The sequence below is a fragment of the Aeromonas sp. QDB30 genome (assembly GCF_027707645.1).
GTDB lineage: Bacteria > Pseudomonadota > Gammaproteobacteria > Enterobacterales > Aeromonadaceae > Aeromonas > Aeromonas caviae.
In genome coordinates this window covers 1-16,946 of record NZ_JAPCIY010000019.1, presented here as the reverse complement: position 1 = coordinate 16,946, position 16,946 = coordinate 1, and the positions used below count along the sequence as shown (strand labels likewise).

At 61.8% G+C, this 16,946-nt stretch carries 13 protein-coding genes and 1 pseudogene; 9 read left to right on the top strand and 5 right to left on the bottom strand.

The window, feature by feature from the left end:
• Positions 1-113: 113 nt before the first annotated feature.
• Positions 114-1,568: an N-acetylglucosamine-specific PTS transporter subunit IIBC gene (gene nagE, locus PG896_RS08220; RefSeq protein WP_039039841.1), complete on the bottom strand. Its 1,455-nt coding sequence runs from the start codon at positions 1,566-1,568 to the stop codon at positions 114-116.
• A gap of 272 nt (positions 1,569-1,840) precedes the next feature.
• Here nagE and nagB point away from each other — a divergent pair, with 272 nt between their 5' ends.
• From nagB to nagC, 3 genes are read left to right on the top strand one after another with little or no spacing between them, the layout of a single operon-like run.
• Complete coding sequence (nagB, locus tag PG896_RS08215; protein WP_010674098.1) at positions 1,841-2,641, top strand: glucosamine-6-phosphate deaminase; 801 nt, start codon at positions 1,841-1,843, stop codon at positions 2,639-2,641.
• A 9-nt stretch (positions 2,642-2,650) separates the two neighbouring features.
• Entirely contained in the window at positions 2,651-3,796 is a 1,146-nt protein-coding gene (nagA, locus tag PG896_RS08210) for an N-acetylglucosamine-6-phosphate deacetylase (protein WP_039039842.1), read from the top strand.
• Between the two features lie 4 nt (positions 3,797-3,800).
• Positions 3,801-5,015 carry a DNA-binding transcriptional regulator NagC gene (nagC, locus tag PG896_RS08205; protein WP_010674096.1) on the top strand — a complete coding sequence of 405 codons (1,215 nt, stop codon included), beginning with the start codon at positions 3,801-3,803 and terminating at the stop codon, positions 5,013-5,015.
• A gap of 69 nt (positions 5,016-5,084) precedes the next feature.
• On the opposite strand, the pseudogene PG896_RS21185 reads toward nagC, so the two are convergent.
• The 4 genes and pseudogenes from PG896_RS21185 to aspS form a co-directional block, all read right to left on the bottom strand.
• A pseudogene (locus PG896_RS21185) lies at positions 5,085-5,185 on the bottom strand (phosphoethanolamine transferase); the annotation flags it as partial.
• Between the two features lie 146 nt (positions 5,186-5,331).
• The gene (locus tag PG896_RS08200) at positions 5,332-6,957 is read right to left on the bottom strand and encodes a phosphoethanolamine transferase (protein WP_041212708.1); all 1,626 of its coding nucleotides are present in this window, start codon (positions 6,955-6,957) and stop codon (positions 5,332-5,334) included.
• 585 nt (positions 6,958-7,542) lie between these two features.
• Positions 7,543-8,283 (bottom strand): YebC/PmpR family DNA-binding transcriptional regulator, encoded by a 741-nt coding sequence (locus PG896_RS08195; protein ID WP_010674094.1) that lies wholly within the window; start codon positions 8,281-8,283, stop codon positions 7,543-7,545.
• Between the two features lie 100 nt (positions 8,284-8,383).
• Complete coding sequence (gene aspS / locus PG896_RS08190; protein ID WP_045525291.1) at positions 8,384-10,150, bottom strand: aspartate--tRNA ligase; 1,767 nt, start codon at positions 10,148-10,150, stop codon at positions 8,384-8,386.
• A 428-nt stretch (positions 10,151-10,578) separates the two neighbouring features.
• Between aspS and PG896_RS08185 the strand changes: the two genes are divergently transcribed.
• From PG896_RS08185 to PG896_RS08160, 6 genes are all read left to right on the top strand, one after another.
• Positions 10,579-11,427 carry a DUF72 domain-containing protein gene (locus tag PG896_RS08185; RefSeq protein ID WP_010674092.1) on the top strand — a complete coding sequence of 283 codons (849 nt, stop codon included), beginning with the start codon at positions 10,579-10,581 and terminating at the stop codon, positions 11,425-11,427.
• Between the two features lie 333 nt (positions 11,428-11,760).
• A complete protein-coding gene (gene cmoA, locus PG896_RS08180) occupies positions 11,761-12,498 on the top strand; it encodes a carboxy-S-adenosyl-L-methionine synthase CmoA (protein ID WP_010674091.1) in 738 nt (245 codons plus the stop codon).
• A gap of 3 nt (positions 12,499-12,501) precedes the next feature.
• Positions 12,502-13,479, top strand: coding sequence for a tRNA 5-methoxyuridine(34)/uridine 5-oxyacetic acid(34) synthase CmoB (cmoB, locus tag PG896_RS08175; RefSeq protein WP_161469606.1), 978 nt, complete (start codon positions 12,502-12,504; stop codon positions 13,477-13,479).
• A gap of 52 nt (positions 13,480-13,531) precedes the next feature.
• Complete coding sequence (locus tag PG896_RS08170; RefSeq protein ID WP_039039848.1) at positions 13,532-14,320, top strand: ATP-dependent zinc protease family protein; 789 nt, start codon at positions 13,532-13,534, stop codon at positions 14,318-14,320.
• 3 nt (positions 14,321-14,323) lie between these two features.
• Positions 14,324-15,862: an inactive transglutaminase family protein gene (locus tag PG896_RS08165; RefSeq protein WP_010674088.1), complete on the top strand. Its 1,539-nt coding sequence runs from the start codon at positions 14,324-14,326 to the stop codon at positions 15,860-15,862.
• A gap of 3 nt (positions 15,863-15,865) precedes the next feature.
• The gene (locus tag PG896_RS08160; RefSeq protein WP_039039849.1) at positions 15,866-16,831 is read left to right on the top strand and encodes an alpha-L-glutamate ligase-like protein; all 966 of its coding nucleotides are present in this window, start codon (positions 15,866-15,868) and stop codon (positions 16,829-16,831) included.
• The last annotated feature ends 115 nt before the right edge of the window (positions 16,832-16,946 follow it).

Genomic DNA, 16,946 nt, shown 5'->3' with positions numbered 1-16,946 from the left:
TCTCATTTGAAGTAAAGGTTGGATTTTCTTGGCTTTTTTTATATGGGGCCCCGAGGCGGGGCCCTTAGTTATGTCAACAATGGACTTAGACTTGAGGTGAGCGAGTCGCTCGATTAACGCAGGGCTTTCATCTCACCGGCGATGATCTCGGCCAATGGGCCCAGAATCACCTGCAGGTTCTGCTCACCGAGCTTGACCACACCGGCCGCGCCCAGGGCTTTGAGCTTGCGCTCGTCAACGATGCTGCGGTCTTTCAGGGTCAGACGCAGACGGGTGATGCAGGCATCGATGGTCACCAGGTTCTCCTGACCACCCAGCACTTCCAGATACTGCTTGGCCAGCTCGGTGCGGTCGGTGGTTTGAGCCTGTACCGGCACGGCTTCGTCATCTTCACGACCCGGGGTTTTCAGGTTGAACTTGGCGATCACGGCGCGGAAGACCACGTAGTAGAGGCCGAAGAAGACCAGACCCTGTACCAGCAGCATGTACCACTGGGTCGCCAGCGGGTTGCGGCTGGAGAGCACCATATCCACCAGACCGGCGCTGAAGCCGAAACCGGCGATCCAGTGCATGGAGGCTGCGATGAACACAGAGATACCGGTCAGCAGGGCGTGGATGACGTACAGTACCGGCGCCACGAACATGAAGGAGAACTCGAGCGGCTCGGTCACCCCGGTGAAGAAGGCGGCAAAGGCGGCAGCGATCATGATGGACGCAACCTTCTCTTTGTTCTCTTTCTTCGCGCTGTGGTAGATGGCCAGTGCGGCACCCGGCAGACCGAACATCATGATGGGGAAGAAGCCGGCCTGGTACATGCCTGTCACGCCCACGACAGCCTTGCCGGCGTCGATGGAGGACTGGCCACCCAGGAAGTTCGGGATGTCGTTGATGCCGGCCACGTCGAACCAGAACACGGAGTTCAGGGCGTGGTGCAGACCGACCGGGATCAGCAGACGGTTGAAGAAGGCATAGATGCCGGCACCGGTGGAGCCCATGCTGACGATGGATTCACCGAAGCTCACCAGGCCACCGTAGATGACCGGCCAGACGGCCATCAGGATGAAGGAGACGACGATCATCACCACGGAGGTCACGATCGGCACCAAACGGCGGCCAGAGAAGAAGGCCAGCGCCTTGTGCAGTTCCACGCTGCTGAAGCGGTTGTAGAGCTCAGCGGCGATGACACCACACAGGATACCGACGAACTGGTTGCTGATCTTGGCAAAGGCAGCCGGAACCTGATCGGCCGGGATACCCTTGATCTGGGCAACAGCGCCCGGGCTCAGCAGCGTGGTGACCACCAGGAAGCCGACCAGACCGGCCAGCGCGGCGGAACCGTCTTTATCCTTGGACATGCCGTAAGCGACGCCGACGGCGAACAAAATGGGCATACTGTCGATGATGGCAGCGCCCGCCTTGATCAGAAACGCAGCCAGAGGGCTTCCGCCACCCCAACCGTTCGGGTCAATCCAGTAGCCAATCCCCATCAGGATCGCGGCGGCAGGCAATACCGCTACCGGCACCATCAGGGCACGGCCGATCTTTTGTAAATAACCGAGAATGTTCACGGTTCCTCTCCTTAGTTGGTGTTTTTCTAGAAATTAAGTGCTTATCACGTTCGACGCATAAGCCATCAAGGCTTGATTGGCAGTCTATGTGTTTTATTTCGCTGCGCAAATTAATAAACCAGCTTTCGTGATCATTATCACTCAACAGAGATAAAGGTAGCCGATAGATGTGGCTTAGTTCGCAATCTTTATTTACGCTATAAAACAACTTGAATCCGTGTCTGGTCCCTTGCCGTCACTCCCTGTGCGGCAACCGTACTGAGGTATATAGAATGCGCCTGATCCCGTTGAAGTCTGCCAGCCAGGTGGGTCTCTGGTCTGCCCGTTACATCGTTGACCGCATCAATGCGTTCAAACCCACTGCCGAGCGCCCCTTCGTGCTGGGTCTGCCCACTGGCGGCACCCCGCTCAACACCTACAAGCGCCTGATTGAGCTGCATAAAGCCGGCGAGGTGAGCTTCCAGAACGTGGTCACCTTCAACATGGACGAGTATGTGGGGCTGCCCAAGGAACATCCGGAGAGCTACCACAGCTTCATGCACAACAACTTCTTCAATCACGTTGACATTCGCCCGGAAAACATCAACATCCTCAATGGCAACGCCGAGGATCTGGTGGCCGAGTGCCAGCGTTACGAAGACAAGATCAAGTCCTACGGCAAGATCCACCTGTTCATGGGCGGCGTCGGCAATGACGGCCACATCGCCTTCAACGAACCGGCCTCTTCCCTGGCTTCCCGTACCCGGGTCAAGACCCTGACCGAAGACACCCGCATCGCCAACTCCCGCTTCTTTGGCGGCGACATGGAGCAGGTGCCCAAGCTGGCCCTGACCGTGGGTGTCGGCACCCTGATGGACGCCGAAGAGATCCTGATCCTGGTGGTCGGTCACGCCAAGGCCCAGGCCCTGCAGGCCACCGTGGAGGGCAGCGTCAACCACATGTGGACCATCTCCACCCTGCAACTGCATCCGAAAGGGATTGTGGTGTGCGACGAACCTTCCACCATGGAGTTGAAGGTCAAGACGGTGCGCTACTTCCAGCAACTGGAAGCCGACAACATCAAGCACCTCTGAGGAGCTCCCATGTACGCTCTGACTAATTGCACTCTCTACACCGGCAGCTGCGTGCTGACCGGTTATGGCGTGGTCATCGATGGCGACAAGATTGTCGCCATCTCCCGCCAGGCAGAACTGCCAGCCGGCATCGAGCAGATTGACCTCCAGGGCGCCAACCTCAGCGCCGGCTTCATCGACGTCCAGCTCAACGGCTGCGGTGGCGTCATGTTCAACGGTCACATCACCACGGACACCCTGGCCACCATGCAGGCGGCCAACCTGAAATCCGGGACCACCAGCTTCCTGCCGACCCTGATCACCAGCCCGGATGCGGACATGAAGCAGGCCGTCGCCGTCACCCGCGACTACATGGCCGCCCACCCCAACGAGGTGCTTGGCGTCCATCTGGAAGGGCCCTACACCAACCTCAAGCGCAAGGGGATCCACCCGGCCGAACAGATCCGCCAGCCCGCCGACGAGATGATCGACTTCTTCTGCGACAACGCGGACGCCATCGCCAAGATCACCCTGGCACCCGAGCGCAACAAGCCCGAACACATCCGCCGTCTGGTGGAAGCCGGCATCCTGGTCTCCGCCGGCCACACCGCCGCCAACTACGACCAGGCCATGGCGGGCTTTGACAACGGCATGCGCTTTGCCACCCACCTCTACAACGCCATGACTCCGACCCTGAACGGTCGCGAGCCCGGCGTGGTCGGTGCCATCTACGATCGCAAGGATGTCTATGCGGGCATCATCGTCGACGGCCACCACGTACACTGGGCCAACGTGCGCCTGGCGCACAGGATGCTGGGGGAGCGGCTGGTGCTGGTCACCGATGCCACCGCGGCGGCAGGTGCACCGGAAGGCTTTGAGAAATTTGATTTTTGCGGCGCAACCGTCTATTTCCGCGATGGTCAGTGCGTCGATGAGAATGGTACACTCGGCGGCTCCGCCCTCACCATGATCGAAGGGGTGGAAAATCTGGTCAAACAGGTCGGATTGCCGCTCGACGAAGCACTGAGAATGGCCACCCTTTACCCCGCTCGCGCCATTGGATGGGACTCGCGTCTCGGTAGTATCCAGGTCGGAAAAATTGCCAACCTCACCGTCTTTGATCAGGCCTTCGCGGTCTGCGGGACCGTGGTTAACGGACACTACACAACACAGTGACACTATGACTGGCGGACAAATAGCAAACGTAGATCTTATCAAGCAGGTAAACAGTGCGGTCGTCTATCGCCTCATTGACCTGCAGGGGCCCATCTCGCGGGTCAAAATTGCCGAGTTGAGTCAGCTGGCCCCGGCCAGCGTGACCAAGATAACCCGGCAACTGATCGAGCACGGTCTCATCAGGGAAACCTCGCCGCAAGCCTCCACTGGCGGGCGCCGCGCCATCTCCCTGACCACCATCAAGCATCGCTTCCAGTTTGTGTCCGCCAAGCTGGGTCGCGGCTACCTGCAGCTCTCCCTGTATGACCTCGACGGCAAGGAGCTCGATCAGCACATCACCCAGGTGACCGAGATCGAGCAGCAACCGGTGGTGGACATGCTGCTGCGGGAGATTGGCGCCTTCATCGACGCCAATCAGGATCGCAGCCGCAACCTCATTAGCATCGCGCTGACCATGCCGGGTCTGGTCAACCCGGAATCCGGCATGGTCATCTACACCCCCACCTACCAGATCCGCAACCTGGGGCTCGCCAAGCTCCTGGAGCACCACTTCAACCTCCCCTGCTACGTGGGCAACGACACCCGTTCGCTGGCGCTGGCCGAACACTTCTTCGGCGAGTCCCGCGACTGCATGGACTCCATCCTGGTGAGTGTCCACCAGGGGACGGGCTCGGGCATCATCACCAAGGGCAAGGTGTTTCTCGGCCAGAACCGCAACGTCGGCGAAATAGGCCACATCCAGGTCGAACCGCTCGGCAAGCGCTGCCACTGCGGCAACTTCGGCTGCCTCGAGACCATCGCCTCCAACGAGGCCATCGTCGACAAGGTGAAGGAGCTCATCAGCCGCGGTCACCTGAGTTCGCTGCAAGAGAAGCACATCACCATCCAGGAGGTGTGCAAGGCGGCGGTGGCCGGTGACGAGCTGGCCCGCAGCGTGATCGAGAACGTGGGGGAGCACCTGGGGCGCGCCATCGCCATCACGGTCAACCTGTTCAACCCCCAGAAGGTGCTCATCGCCGGTGAAATCACCGCCGCCGAAGAGATCCTGATCCCGGCCATCCGCCGCTGCGTCGAGCACCAGTCTCTGCCAAGTTTCCATCGCGGCCTGCCCATCGTGAAGGCGCGCTTCCAGAACCAGCCCACCATCGGCGGCTTCGCCCTGGTCAAGCGCTCCCTGCTGGAAGGGGATCTGCTGCAGATCATCATGGAGCAGAAGTAAGGCCCACCCCTTCGGATACGAAAACGGCAGCCAGTGGCTGCCGTTTTTTTATGGTCTGTTTTCGCCGGTTCACCCCGCCCGGCACGGTTTGAACAGATCCAGCTTGCCGTCATAGACCTGGGTCTGCACGTCCATGATGCCGAGCATGGTGCGGGTAACAGGTTGTCGTGCCGCTCAACCGTTCTGGCCCATTCACCCTGCCCGGCACGGCTTGAACAGATCCAGCTTGCCGTCATAGACCTGGGTCTGCACGTCCATGATGCCGAGCATGGTGCGGGGCAACAGGTTGTCGCGCCGCTCAACCGCTCGGGCCCATTTACCCCGCCCGGCACGGTTTGAACAGATCCAGCTTGCCGTCATAGACCTGGGTCTGCACGTCCATGATACCGAGCATGGAGTGGAACAGGTTGTCGTGGGAGAAGCGCTTGCTGGCTGCCTCCTGTTGCAGGCAATCCAGATTGAGCTGACGGTCTGCCTGCAACTGGGGAGAGAACCAGGTCAGGAGCGGCACCCGAGTCTGATCGTCCGGTGCGAACTTGTAGGGGGTGCCGTGCAGATAGAGCCCCATGGCACCGAGGGATTCGCCGTGATCCGACAGATAGACCAGCCCCACGTTGTACTGGCTCTCCAGGCTCTTGAGCTTGTCGATGAGCTGGGCCAGCACCTTGTCGGTGTAGCGGATGGTGTTGTCATAGGTGTTCACCAGCTCTTCGTTGCTGCAGTTCTCGATGTCGCTGCGCGGGCAGTCCGGCAGGAAGACGCGATCGGCGGCCGGGTAGCGGCGATAGTAGGTCGGACCGTGGCTGCCCATCAGGTGGAAGGCCACCAGCTTGCTGCCCTGCTTGCCCTGCATGTCGGCGATCTGCTGATCCAGCCCCTGCAACAGCACCTCGTCATGACAGGCATTGCCGGAGCAGTATGCGGGGAATGCCTTGGGCTCAATCTCGATGGTGGGGACGTTTTTGCACACCCCCTTGCAGCCGCCGTCGTTTTCCTTCCAGAGCACCGAGATCCCGGCATGTTGCAGCACGTCCAGCAAGCCATCCTGGGACTGGGCCCTGGCCTCGTCATAGCCACGCCGGGTCATGTTCGAGAACATGCAGGGCACGGAGAGCGCAGTGGCGGTGCCGCAGGAGCGCACGTTCCTGAACGAGACGACATTGGCCTCCTTCTCGGTGAAGCCGTTGGTCTCCTTCTTGTAGCCGTTGAGGGAGTAGTTCTGGCTGCGGGCCGTCTCCCCCACCACCAGGAACATCAGGGTCGGCTTCTCATGCTGGCCGATCACCCTGGCATCGGTGCCGATCTGCTGGTAGGGAATGGGAGTGGCGAAGACCACATCCCGGGCGTACTTGTAGAGCCCGTGCACATAGTTGGCGGGCACTATCTCCTTGCCGAGGGACTTGTTGTTGCGCCCGACCGAGGCGTAATCCTGGTAATAGAGGGCGGCAGCCCCCATCAGAAACAGCAAGGAGAGGGCGATGGAACCGAGGCGCAGACCCAGCCCCTTGTACCAGGGACGGGGATACTCAATCTTCACCCACAACAGAACCAGCACCGGCAGCAGGCCGGTCAGCAGGAACCAGAGCACCACGGAGCCGTTGAGGTAGGAGCCCGCCTCCCCGCTGTTGGTCTCGATGATGTTCTGCATCATGCCCATGTCGAAGATCACCCCGTACTTGAGCATGGCGTAGCTGACCAGGGAGCCGGTCAGGATGAGCAAGGCGAAAAAGGGCTTGAGCAGATAACGGAAGGTAAAGGGCAGGAACACCGCGTTGAGGGCCGCCACCAGTACCAGGGGAATGGAGAGGACAAACCCCGCCTTGACGTGTTCAAGGGCGCTGAGAATGCGATAAAAGTGCAGGAAAATGGGCCAGTTGAAGACCAGTGCAAACAGCAGCACCAGCAACAGATTGACCTTCATCACTCCCAGAGTGAGACGCATAGAGAGACTCCGACAAACCAGTGGAACTAACAACCTGCCAGCAGGCTTCGTGGTGACCATCCCGGCGCTCGGCCCTGGAAAAACAGGACAAGAGCCAGGGAGGTCCAGATACGGGGTCATCCTAGGACGGCAAACTTAAGCGAACATTAAGAGAGGAAATCGAACCACAAGGGGAGGTGCTCGGTCTGGCAACATAAAAAACGGCAGCCCGGGCTGCCGTTTTTGCGAAGGTGAACAAGGTGTCGCACCTGTGTGTTCGCGAACCTGAACAGGGTCACGAGAGACAATGACAGGGTCGCGGCAATCTCGTCGGAGCCGGGGAAGAGGACCGTTGTGGTCGCCCTCCCCTTGCCCTGGGGGATCACAGGGTCGCGGCGATCTCATCGGAGCCAGGGAAGAGGACCGTTGTGGTCGCCCTCCCCTTTGCCCTGAGGGATCACAGGGTCGCGGCAATCTCGTCGGAGCAGGGGGAGAGGACCGTTGTGATCGCCCTCCCCTTTGCTCTGGGGGATCACAGGGTCGCGGCAATCTCGTCGGAGCCGGGGAAGAGGACCGTTGTGGTCGCCCTCCCCTTGCCCTGGGGGATCACAGGGTCGCGGCGATCTCGTCGGAGATGGAGCCGTTGTGGTACACCTCCTGCACGTCGTCCAGATCTTCCAGCATGTCGATGAGGCGCATCAGCTTGGGCGCGGTCTCGGCATCCAGTTCCGCCTCGGTGGAGGGGATCATGGTCACTTCGGCGCTCTCGGGCTTGAAGCCGGCGGCTTCCAGACCGTCCAGCACGGTGCCGAAGTCGTTCGGGGTGGTGTAGACCTCGATGGTGCCATCTTCTTCGGTCACCACGTCGTCGGCACCGGCTTCCAGCGCGGCGTCCATCAGAGCGTCTTCATCGGCGCCCACGAAGGTCAGCACCCCCTTCTTGGTGAACAGATAGGCCACGGAGCCGTCGGTCCCCAGGTTGCCGCCGCACTTGCTGAAGGCGTGACGCACTTCGGCCACGGTACGGTTGCGGTTGTCGGTCAGGCACTCCACCATGACGGCGGAACCGGCCGGGCCGTACCCTTCGTACACGATGGTCTCGAGCTGCTCGCCGTCACCGCCGCCGGCCCCACGGGCGATGGCGCGGTTGATGGTGTCGCGGGTCATGTTGCTGGTCAGGGCTGCCGCCACCGCTGCACGCAGGCGGGGGTTGTTGGCAGGATCGGCATCACCCAGACGCGCGGAGGTGGTGATTTCGCGGATCAGCTTGGTGAAGATCTTGCCGCGCTTGGCGTCTTGCGCCGCCTTGCGGTGTTTGATGTTGGCCCATTTACTGTGACCTGCCATAGGGACTCTCCGTTATAGTTGGAAATTTCAGTAACACTGGTTGCGCCCAGGGGGAAACGGGAAAGGCCGCATCGCTGCGGCCTTTGTTGCCGATAACGGCTTATTCGTCACCCTTGACGGTGGTCGCAATCGCCAGCTCGCCCAGTTGGGCCGGGTTGGCAAAGCTCGGGGCGTCTGTCATCAGACAGGCGGCCGCCGTGGTTTTCGGGAAGGCGATGACATCCCGGATGTTGTCGGTGCCGGTCAGCAGCATGCTGAGGCGGTCCAGACCGAAGGCCAGGCCGGCGTGGGGCGGGGTGCCGTATTTCAGGGCATCCAGCAGGAAGCCGAACTTCAGGCGCTGCTCGTCCGGGGTGATCCCCAGGATGTCGAACACGGTGGACTGCATCTCGCTGTTGTGGATACGCACAGAGCCGCCACCCACTTCGTAACCGTTGATCACCATGTCGTAGGCGTTGGCGTAAGCGCCCACCGGGTTCGCTTTCAGCTCGGCCGGGCCCAGGTTGCTCGGGGCGGTGAAGGGGTGGTGCATGGCCGCCAGGCCGCCTTCGCCATCTTCTTCGAACATGGGGAAGTCGATGACCCACAGGGGCTTCCAGACGTTCTCCACCAGACCCAGATCGCGGCCCACCTTCAGGCGCAGGGCGCCCATGGCATCGCACACCACTTTCTTGGAGTCGGCGCCGAAGAAGATGATGTCGCCATCCATCGCGCCGGTGCGGGCCAGGATCTCGCGCACGATGGCGTCAGAGAGGAACTTGGCCACCGGGGACTGCACCCCTTCGAGGCCGCTCCCGGCTTCGTTGACCTTCATCCAGGCCAGGCCCTTGGCACCGTAGATGCCGACGAACTTGGTGTACTCGTCGATCTGCTTGCGAGACAGCTCCGCGCCGCCCGGTACCTTCAGGGCCGCCACACGGCCTTTCGGATCCTTGGCAGGACCGGCGAACACGGCGAACTCCACCTCGGTCAAGAGATCTGCCACGTCCACCAGCTCCATCGGCAGGCGCAGGTCCGGCTTGTCGGAGCCGAAGCGGCGCATGGCTTCGTCGAAGGTCATGATGGGGAAGTCACCCAGGTCCACGTTCAGGATGTGCAGCCAGAGCTTGCGGATCATCTCTTCCATGATTTCACGCACCTGGGGCGCGGTCATGAAGGAGGTCTCCACGTCGATCTGGGTGAATTCCGGCTGGCGGTCGGCACGCAGGTCTTCGTCGCGGAAGCACTTGACGATCTGGTAGTAGCGGTCGAAGCCGGACATCATCAGCAACTGCTTGAACAGCTGGGGGGACTGCGGCAGGGCGTAGAACTTGCCCTTGTGCACGCGGCTCGGCACCAGGTAGTCACGGGCCCCTTCCGGGGTCGCCTTGGTCAGCATCGGGGTCTCGATGTCGAGGAAGCCGTGCTCGTCCATGAAGCGGCGCACGAAGGCACTGGCCTTGGCACGGGTCTTCAGGTACTTGGCCATCTCGGGACGACGCAGGTCCAGGTAGCGGTACTTGAGGCTCACCTCTTCGCTGTTGACCTGGTTGAAGTCAAGGGGCAGCGGCTCGGCACGGTTGATGATGGTCAGCTCGTGGGCGAACACCTCGATGGCACCGGTGGCCATGTCGCTGTTGCGCTGGGAGTCGGGGCGGGTACGCACCACGCCGGTCACCTGGATGCAGAACTCGCCGCGCAGCTCGGAGGCCAGGGCAAAGGCGTCCGGCTTGTCCGGATCGAAGAACACCTGCACGATGCCCTCGCGGTCGCGCATGTCGATAAAGATGAGGCCGCCGAGATCACGACGACGATGGACCCAACCGCACAATGTAATGGTCTGCCCGGCATGGGCCTCATTGACCTGTCCGCAATAGATAGAGCGCATGGACTTCTTCCTTCGAAATGGTAGAGAGACGGTTCATCCTGGGTCGCCGGGCACGACTGGCAAGCACCGTCTGTCTCACAGCTGGCCAGATCCTGCTTCTTGCCCGGTTTGAAATCTGTCTCGGGTCATCCGGCTCCCCGAGCCGGATTCTTGCCGCCGTCCCAGGCATGCCCCCGCTCCCGACCGGGATGACGAGTGGGCGCCGGGGTATCGGCTGGCGTCGTTGTCTGGCCACTGCCGGGCCGCGATCATCGTCACCCGGGGGCTCGGTCGCGCGCATTACGACAATGTGGCAAACAAAAGGGTTGGCATTATAGAGGAAAACCTCCATTTGGGTAAAATGGCCCGCAGCCCCCTTTACCCTGTTTTTTGTTGTTCTGGCGCAAAAAGGAGGGCAAAAGTGCGCCAACCTGCCGACAGGAACCATCATGAGCCTCTATTTGGGCCTGCCCCAGTGGTCACACCCGGCCTGGCCCGGCCAGTTGCTGGGGATGAATGCCAGGCCCGCCGAGCACCTCGCCGACTATGCCCGGGTGTTCAACTCTGTGGAGGGCAACACCACCTTCTACGCCTCGCCGACCCCGGAGACGGTGCAGCGCTGGGCCGATGCGGTCCCCGACCACTTTCGCTTCAGCTTCAAGTTTCCCAAGGAGATCAGCCACCAGAGCGATCTGGTGAGCGCGGACAAACAGGTGACGGCCTTCATCCGCCTGCTGGCCCCCCTGCATGACAAGCTGGGGCTACTCAAGCTGCAACTGCCCGCCCGCTTCGGGCCAGAGGGGCTGGCCCGTCTGGATGCCTTCTTCGCGCGGCTGCCCCAGGATTTCACCTATGCCCTCGAGGTGCGCCACCCCGATTTCTTCGCCAAGGGGGAGGCGGAACGGGCCCTCAACCGGATGCTGATGGCGCGGGGCATCAATCGCATCATGCTCGACAGCCGCCCGCTCTTCTCGGTGCCCGCCACCACGGCCGCCATGATCGATGCCCAGGGCAAGAAACCCAGGTTGCCGGTCCATCTGCTGGCCACGGGGGGTGCCCCGGTGGTGCGCCTGATTGGTTTGCCTCAAATCGAGGACAATCACCCATTTTTGCCACCATGGTTGCCACATTGGAAACAATGGCTCCAGGAGGGCAAGGATCTCTACCTCTTTGTTCACACCGCCGACAATGCCCGGGCCCCCGAACTCGCACGGCAGATCAGCCGCCTGCTCGGCCAGGAGATGGCCCCCTGGCCGGGAGAAAACGATCGCGCCCGCCAGGGGGTGCTGCCCTTTTGAGCGGCCCCCTCCCCGCCCCTTCTCCATCCCCAAAAAAAGCCGCTTTTTTTGTGGTCCCACCGGGGTTGGCGTCAAGACAAACGCCCGCCTTTCCTCTACACTAGCGCCCCAAGTAAGGTCCCGGGCCTGGGTGCATGGCAATGCGTTGCCCACCCCAGCCCGGCACCCTGAGGGCCCGGACCATGGCCCGTTGCGAACAGGGGCAGCCCGAAGGATCCCGGAGCAAGCCACCCCGTTCGTCAACCGGTGACGACGCCATTTCGATGCCCGTCCACCCAAGATTCAATTGAATAAAACAGCCGCCCACCACACCGGCTGTCAGGTTGCGTCAGCATGCACGATCAGATTTTTGCCGCCCCCATCGCCCGTCTGGGAGACTTCTGCTTTGACGAGCAGGTCGTCGACGTCTTCCCCGACATGATCCAGCGCTCGGTGCCCGGTTACAGCAACATCATCTCCGCCATCGGCATGATGGCCGCCCGCTACGCCCAGCCCCAGAGCCGCCTCTACGATCTCGGCTGCTCCCTCGGCGCCGCGACCCAGGCCATGCGCCGCCACGTCACCCAGCCCGGCTGCCAGATCACGGCGGTGGATCTCTCCCACCCCATGATCGAGCGGGCCCGCGCTCACCTCTCGGGCTTCAAGTCCGAGGTGCCGGTGGAGCTGGTGGAGGCGGACATCTGCGACATCCCCATCGAGAACGCCTCCGTGGTGGTGCTCAACTTCACCCTGCAGTTCGTCGCCCCCGAGAAGCGGGCCGCCCTCATCGCGCGCATCTTTGACGGCCTGCGCCCCGGCGGCATCCTCATCCTGAGCGAGAAGTTCCGCTTCGATGACGAGCAGGTCAACGAGCTGCTCATCGACTTGCACCTCGACTTCAAGCGGGCCAACGGCTACAGCGAGCTGGAAATCAGCCAGAAGCGCACCGCCCTTGAGAACGTGATGCGCACCGACACCCTGGCGGTCCATCAGGCGCGCCTGCGGGACGCCGGCTTCACCCACCTGGACCTCTGGTTCCAGTGCTTCAACTTCGGCTCCATGATTGCCATCAAAGCCAGCGACACCAACTAAGCCATGATCGATTTCGCCCATTTTTATCAACTGATCGCCAAGAACCGGTTGAGCCACTGGCTGCACACCCTGCCCGCCCAGCTGCACGCCTGGCAGCACGACAACCTGCACGGGGATCTGCCGCGCTGGAACCGCGCCCTCGCCAAGCTGCCCGTCGTGGCCCCCGGCCGGATCGAGCTCAAAGAGCGGGTCGCCATCGGCGGCCCCGATAGCCTGGGAGAGGGTGAGCGCAAGAAGACCGAGAGCCTGCTGCGCCAGCTCATGCCCTGGCGCAAGGGCCCCTTCCATGTGCACGGCATCCACATCGACACCGAGTGGCGCTCCGACTGGAAGTGGGATCGGGTGCTGCCCCACATCAGCCCGCTCCAGGGCCGCTACGTGCTGGACGTGGGCTGCGGCAGCGGCTACCACCTCTGGCGCATGGTGGGGGAAGGGGCGAAACTGGCGGTCGGCATCGACCCGAGCCCGCTGTTCCTCTGCCAGTTCGAAGCCATTCGCCACTTCATGGACAACGACCAGCGCGCCCACCTGCTGCCGCTCGGTATCCAGGAGCTGCCGGATCTGCGGGCCTTTGACACCGTCTTCTCCATGGGGGTGCTCTATCATCGCAAGTCCCCCATCGAGCACATCGAGCAGTTGCGCAACCAGCTCAAAGACGATGGGGAGCTGGTGCTCGAGACCCTGGTGGTGGACGGCGACGAAAACCAGGTGCTGATGCCCTCCGATCGCTACGGCAAGATGCGCAACGTCTGGTTCCTCCCCTCGAGCGCGGCCCTCACACGCTGGGTCGAGCGCTGCGGGTTCACCGATGTGCGCATCGTCGACGAGAATATGACCAGCACCGACGAACAGCGTCGTACCGACTGGATGATTAACGAGTCCCTGAGTGACTATCTGGATCCACACAATCCTGCACTCACGGTCGAAGGATACCCGGCACCCAAACGTGCCGTACTGATCGCCAGAAAGGCCAAAGACTAGCCGATGGCGGCTGTGGAAGTTACACTGACCCAATTCCAGGAAGCACAGTTAAATGAATGACATGAAAAGCAAATTAAAAGGAATGACCCTGCTCTCCCTGCTCAGTCTCGGCGGGTGTGTCAGTATGGAAAAAGCCCCCCCGGCCCCGACCCTGACGCTGGCCGAGCTGCGCAACGAGATCTCGTTGAGCGAGCAACGTCTGCAAACATCCATGGAACAGCAACAGAAGCAGTATGTGCAGCAACAGCACCTGCTGGTTCAGCTCAACACCGATGTCACCAACATGAAAGAGTCCGTGAAGAAAGTCGACAGCAAGCTGGCTACCCTGCCTCCCGAGCCGCCCAAGGCCATGCCCATTCCCACCGAGAAGTGCCCGGCGCCGAGCCAGGGCCACACCGTCGATGGCAAGCTGCTGGTGGGTGAAGCGGAGTGGATCTGGGTTGACGCCGCCAACGACGCCTTCCAGGCCCGGGTCGACACCGGCGCCACCACCTCCTCCATCAGCGCCCAGGAGATCACCATCTTCGAGCGCAACGGCAAGAACTGGGTGCGCTTCTTCCTGAGCCACCAGGAGATGGACGACAAGATCCAGATTGAAGCCCCCCTGGTGCGTCACGTGCGGGTCCGTCAGGCTTCCGCCGACGATCTCGACCGTCGCCCCGTGGTCCGCCTCGCCGTGCGCATCGGCGACATGACCGAGAAGGCCGAATTTACCCTGAAGGACCGCAGCGACATGACCTTCCCCGTGCTGCTGGGCCGTGAATTCCTCAAAGACATCGCCGTGGTCGACGTGGCCCGCGAATATATCCAACCCAAACCCAAGCTCAAGGATGTGAAATAATCCATGGTTTCCCGTAAGCCGTTCTATCTGCTGGTCGCCCTGCTCTACATCGTCGGCCTGGGGATGACCTTCTATCATCACATCGCGCTGGACGTCCCGCTCACGCCGGGTGAAAAGCGCCAGATCTGGTCCATCGAAGCCAAGCTCGAGTTCGAGGCCACCGGCGAGCCGGTGATCGCCTCCCTGGCCATTCCGGGCACCCAGCCCGGCTTCACCCTGATGAACGAGAACGCCGCGAGCCCGGGCTATGGCCTGTCGTTCGTGGAAAAAGACGGGGATGCCCGCGCCGAGTGGTCCATCCGCACCGCCTCCGGCCGTCAGGAGCTCTACTACCGGGTCGACATGATGGCCGATGCCCATGCCAAGCCCGCCGCCAACCCGCAGCCGCCCGCCATCGAGAAGCAGATCGAGAGCGAGCCCTACGCCACGGCCATGAAGCAGATCCTGGAGCGCGCCCAGGAGCGCTCCGCCGACGGCTACACCCTGACCCGCGAGATCATCAAGGAGATCGAGAAGCAGGAACAGAATGCCGAGCTGCTCAAGTCCCACAAGAGCCGCGCCAATCTGATTGCCGAGCTGCTCAACAACGCGGACGTCCCGGCCCGGGTGGTCCACGCCCTCAGCCTGGAAGATGGCCGTCGCCGTCAGGAGCTGGTGGATTACCTGCAGGTCTTCAACAGCCCGACCGACTACAAGCTGTTCAACCCGCAAAGCGGTGAACAGGGTCAACCGGCCAACCTGCTGCTGTGGGAGTACAACTCCGGCGCCCTCCTGGACGTCACCGGCGGTCACAACTCCCGCGTCACCTTCTCGATGATCGAGCAGGAGCAACCGGTCAACGTGGCCCTGGCCCAGAAGTTCGAAAAATCCGAGATGATGAACTTCTCCATCCACAGCCTGCCCCTGGAAGAGCAAGCCCTGTTCAAGGGTCTGCTGCTCATCCCCATCGGCGTGCTGATGGTGGTGTTCCTGCGGGTCATCGTGGGGATCAAGACCTCCGGCACCTTCATGCCGGTGCTGATCGCGGTCGCCTTCATCCAGACCTCGCTGGTCACCGGCCTCATCGGCTTCCTGCTGATCGTCGGCACCGGCCTGGTGATCCGCTCCTACCTCTCGAGGCTCAACCTGCTGCTGGTCGCCCGAATATCGGCGATCATCATCATGGTGATCTCGATGATCGGCATCTTCTCTGCGTTCGCCTTCAAGCTGGGGCTGACCGACGGCATGAAGATCACCTTCTTCCCGATGATCATCCTCTCCTGGACCATCGAGCGCATGTCCATCCTGTGGGAAGAAGAGGGTCCCAAAGAGGTGTTCCGCCAGGGCGGCGGCTCCCTGCTGGTGGCGGTCATCGCCTACCTGGCCATGGACAACGAGCTCATTCGTCACCTCACCTTCAACTTCCTCGGCCTGCAGCTGGTGCTGATGGCGACCGTGCTGTTGATGGGTAACTACACCGGCTACAAGTTGAGCGAGCTCAAGCGCTTCAAGCCGCTGGTGGACGAGATGAAGTCTGGTGCCACCCCGGGTAAGGACAAGTAACAGATGTGGTTCTGGCAGAAATACACCAGTCCGTGGAGCCTGTCCCAGGCAGGCATCCTCGGCATGAACAAGCGCAACCACTCCTACATCAGCCGCTACAACCCGCGCCGCCTCTATCCGCTGGTGGATGACAAGCTCAAGACCAAGCGCATCGCGCTGGATGCGGGGGTGACGGTGCCTGAACTCATCGGCACCATCCGCGAGCAGCACGACGTGACTCGCATCACCGAGTTGGTGAAGGACTGGCCGGGCTTCTGCATCAAGCCGGCCCGCGGCTCCGGCGGCAAGGGGATCCTAGTGATCCTGCGCCAGGAGGACGGCCTCTTCTACAAGCCCAACGGCAGCGCCGCCAACGGCCAGGATCTGGAGCGCCATGTCTCCAACATCCTGGCGGGGCTCTATTCCCTCGGCGGCAAGCCCGACGTGGCGCTGGTCGAAGGCCTCATCAACTTCGACGACGTGTTCGACGGCTACTCCTTCGAAGGGGTCCCCGATGCCCGGGTGATCATCTTCAAGGGGTTCCCGGTGATGGCCATGATGCGCCTCTCGACCTCGGCTTCCGATGGCAAGGCGAACCTGCACCAGGGCGCCGTGGGGGTGGGCCTGTGCCTGCGCACCGGCCGCGCCCTGCGGGCGGTGCAGTTTGGCAACCCGCTGCGCCACCACCCGGACACCGGCCTGGATCTCTATGATCTGAAGGTGCCTCACTGGGACACCCTGCTCAACCTGGCGGCCTCCTGCTACGAGATGTCCGGTCTTGGCTACATCGGGACCGACATGGTGCTGGACAAGTTCCGCGGCCCCATGCTGCTGGAGCTCAACGCCCGTCCGGGCCTTGCCATCCAGATCGCCAACGGTCGCGGCCTGGTGCCCAACCTCAAGACCATCGAGAAGCTGGGTCAGGTCAAGATGAACGTGGAGCAGCGGGTCAACTTCGCCAAGGATCACTTCGGTATCTTCGACGAATAGTCCGCCCCCCTTCTGCAAAAACGCGCCCACCGGCGCGTTTTTTTATGGTTCTTCGCGGGATCTTGGGGAAGTGGAAGTTGACAGACAGGGTGCTGGTAAACTGGCTGTCTCCAAA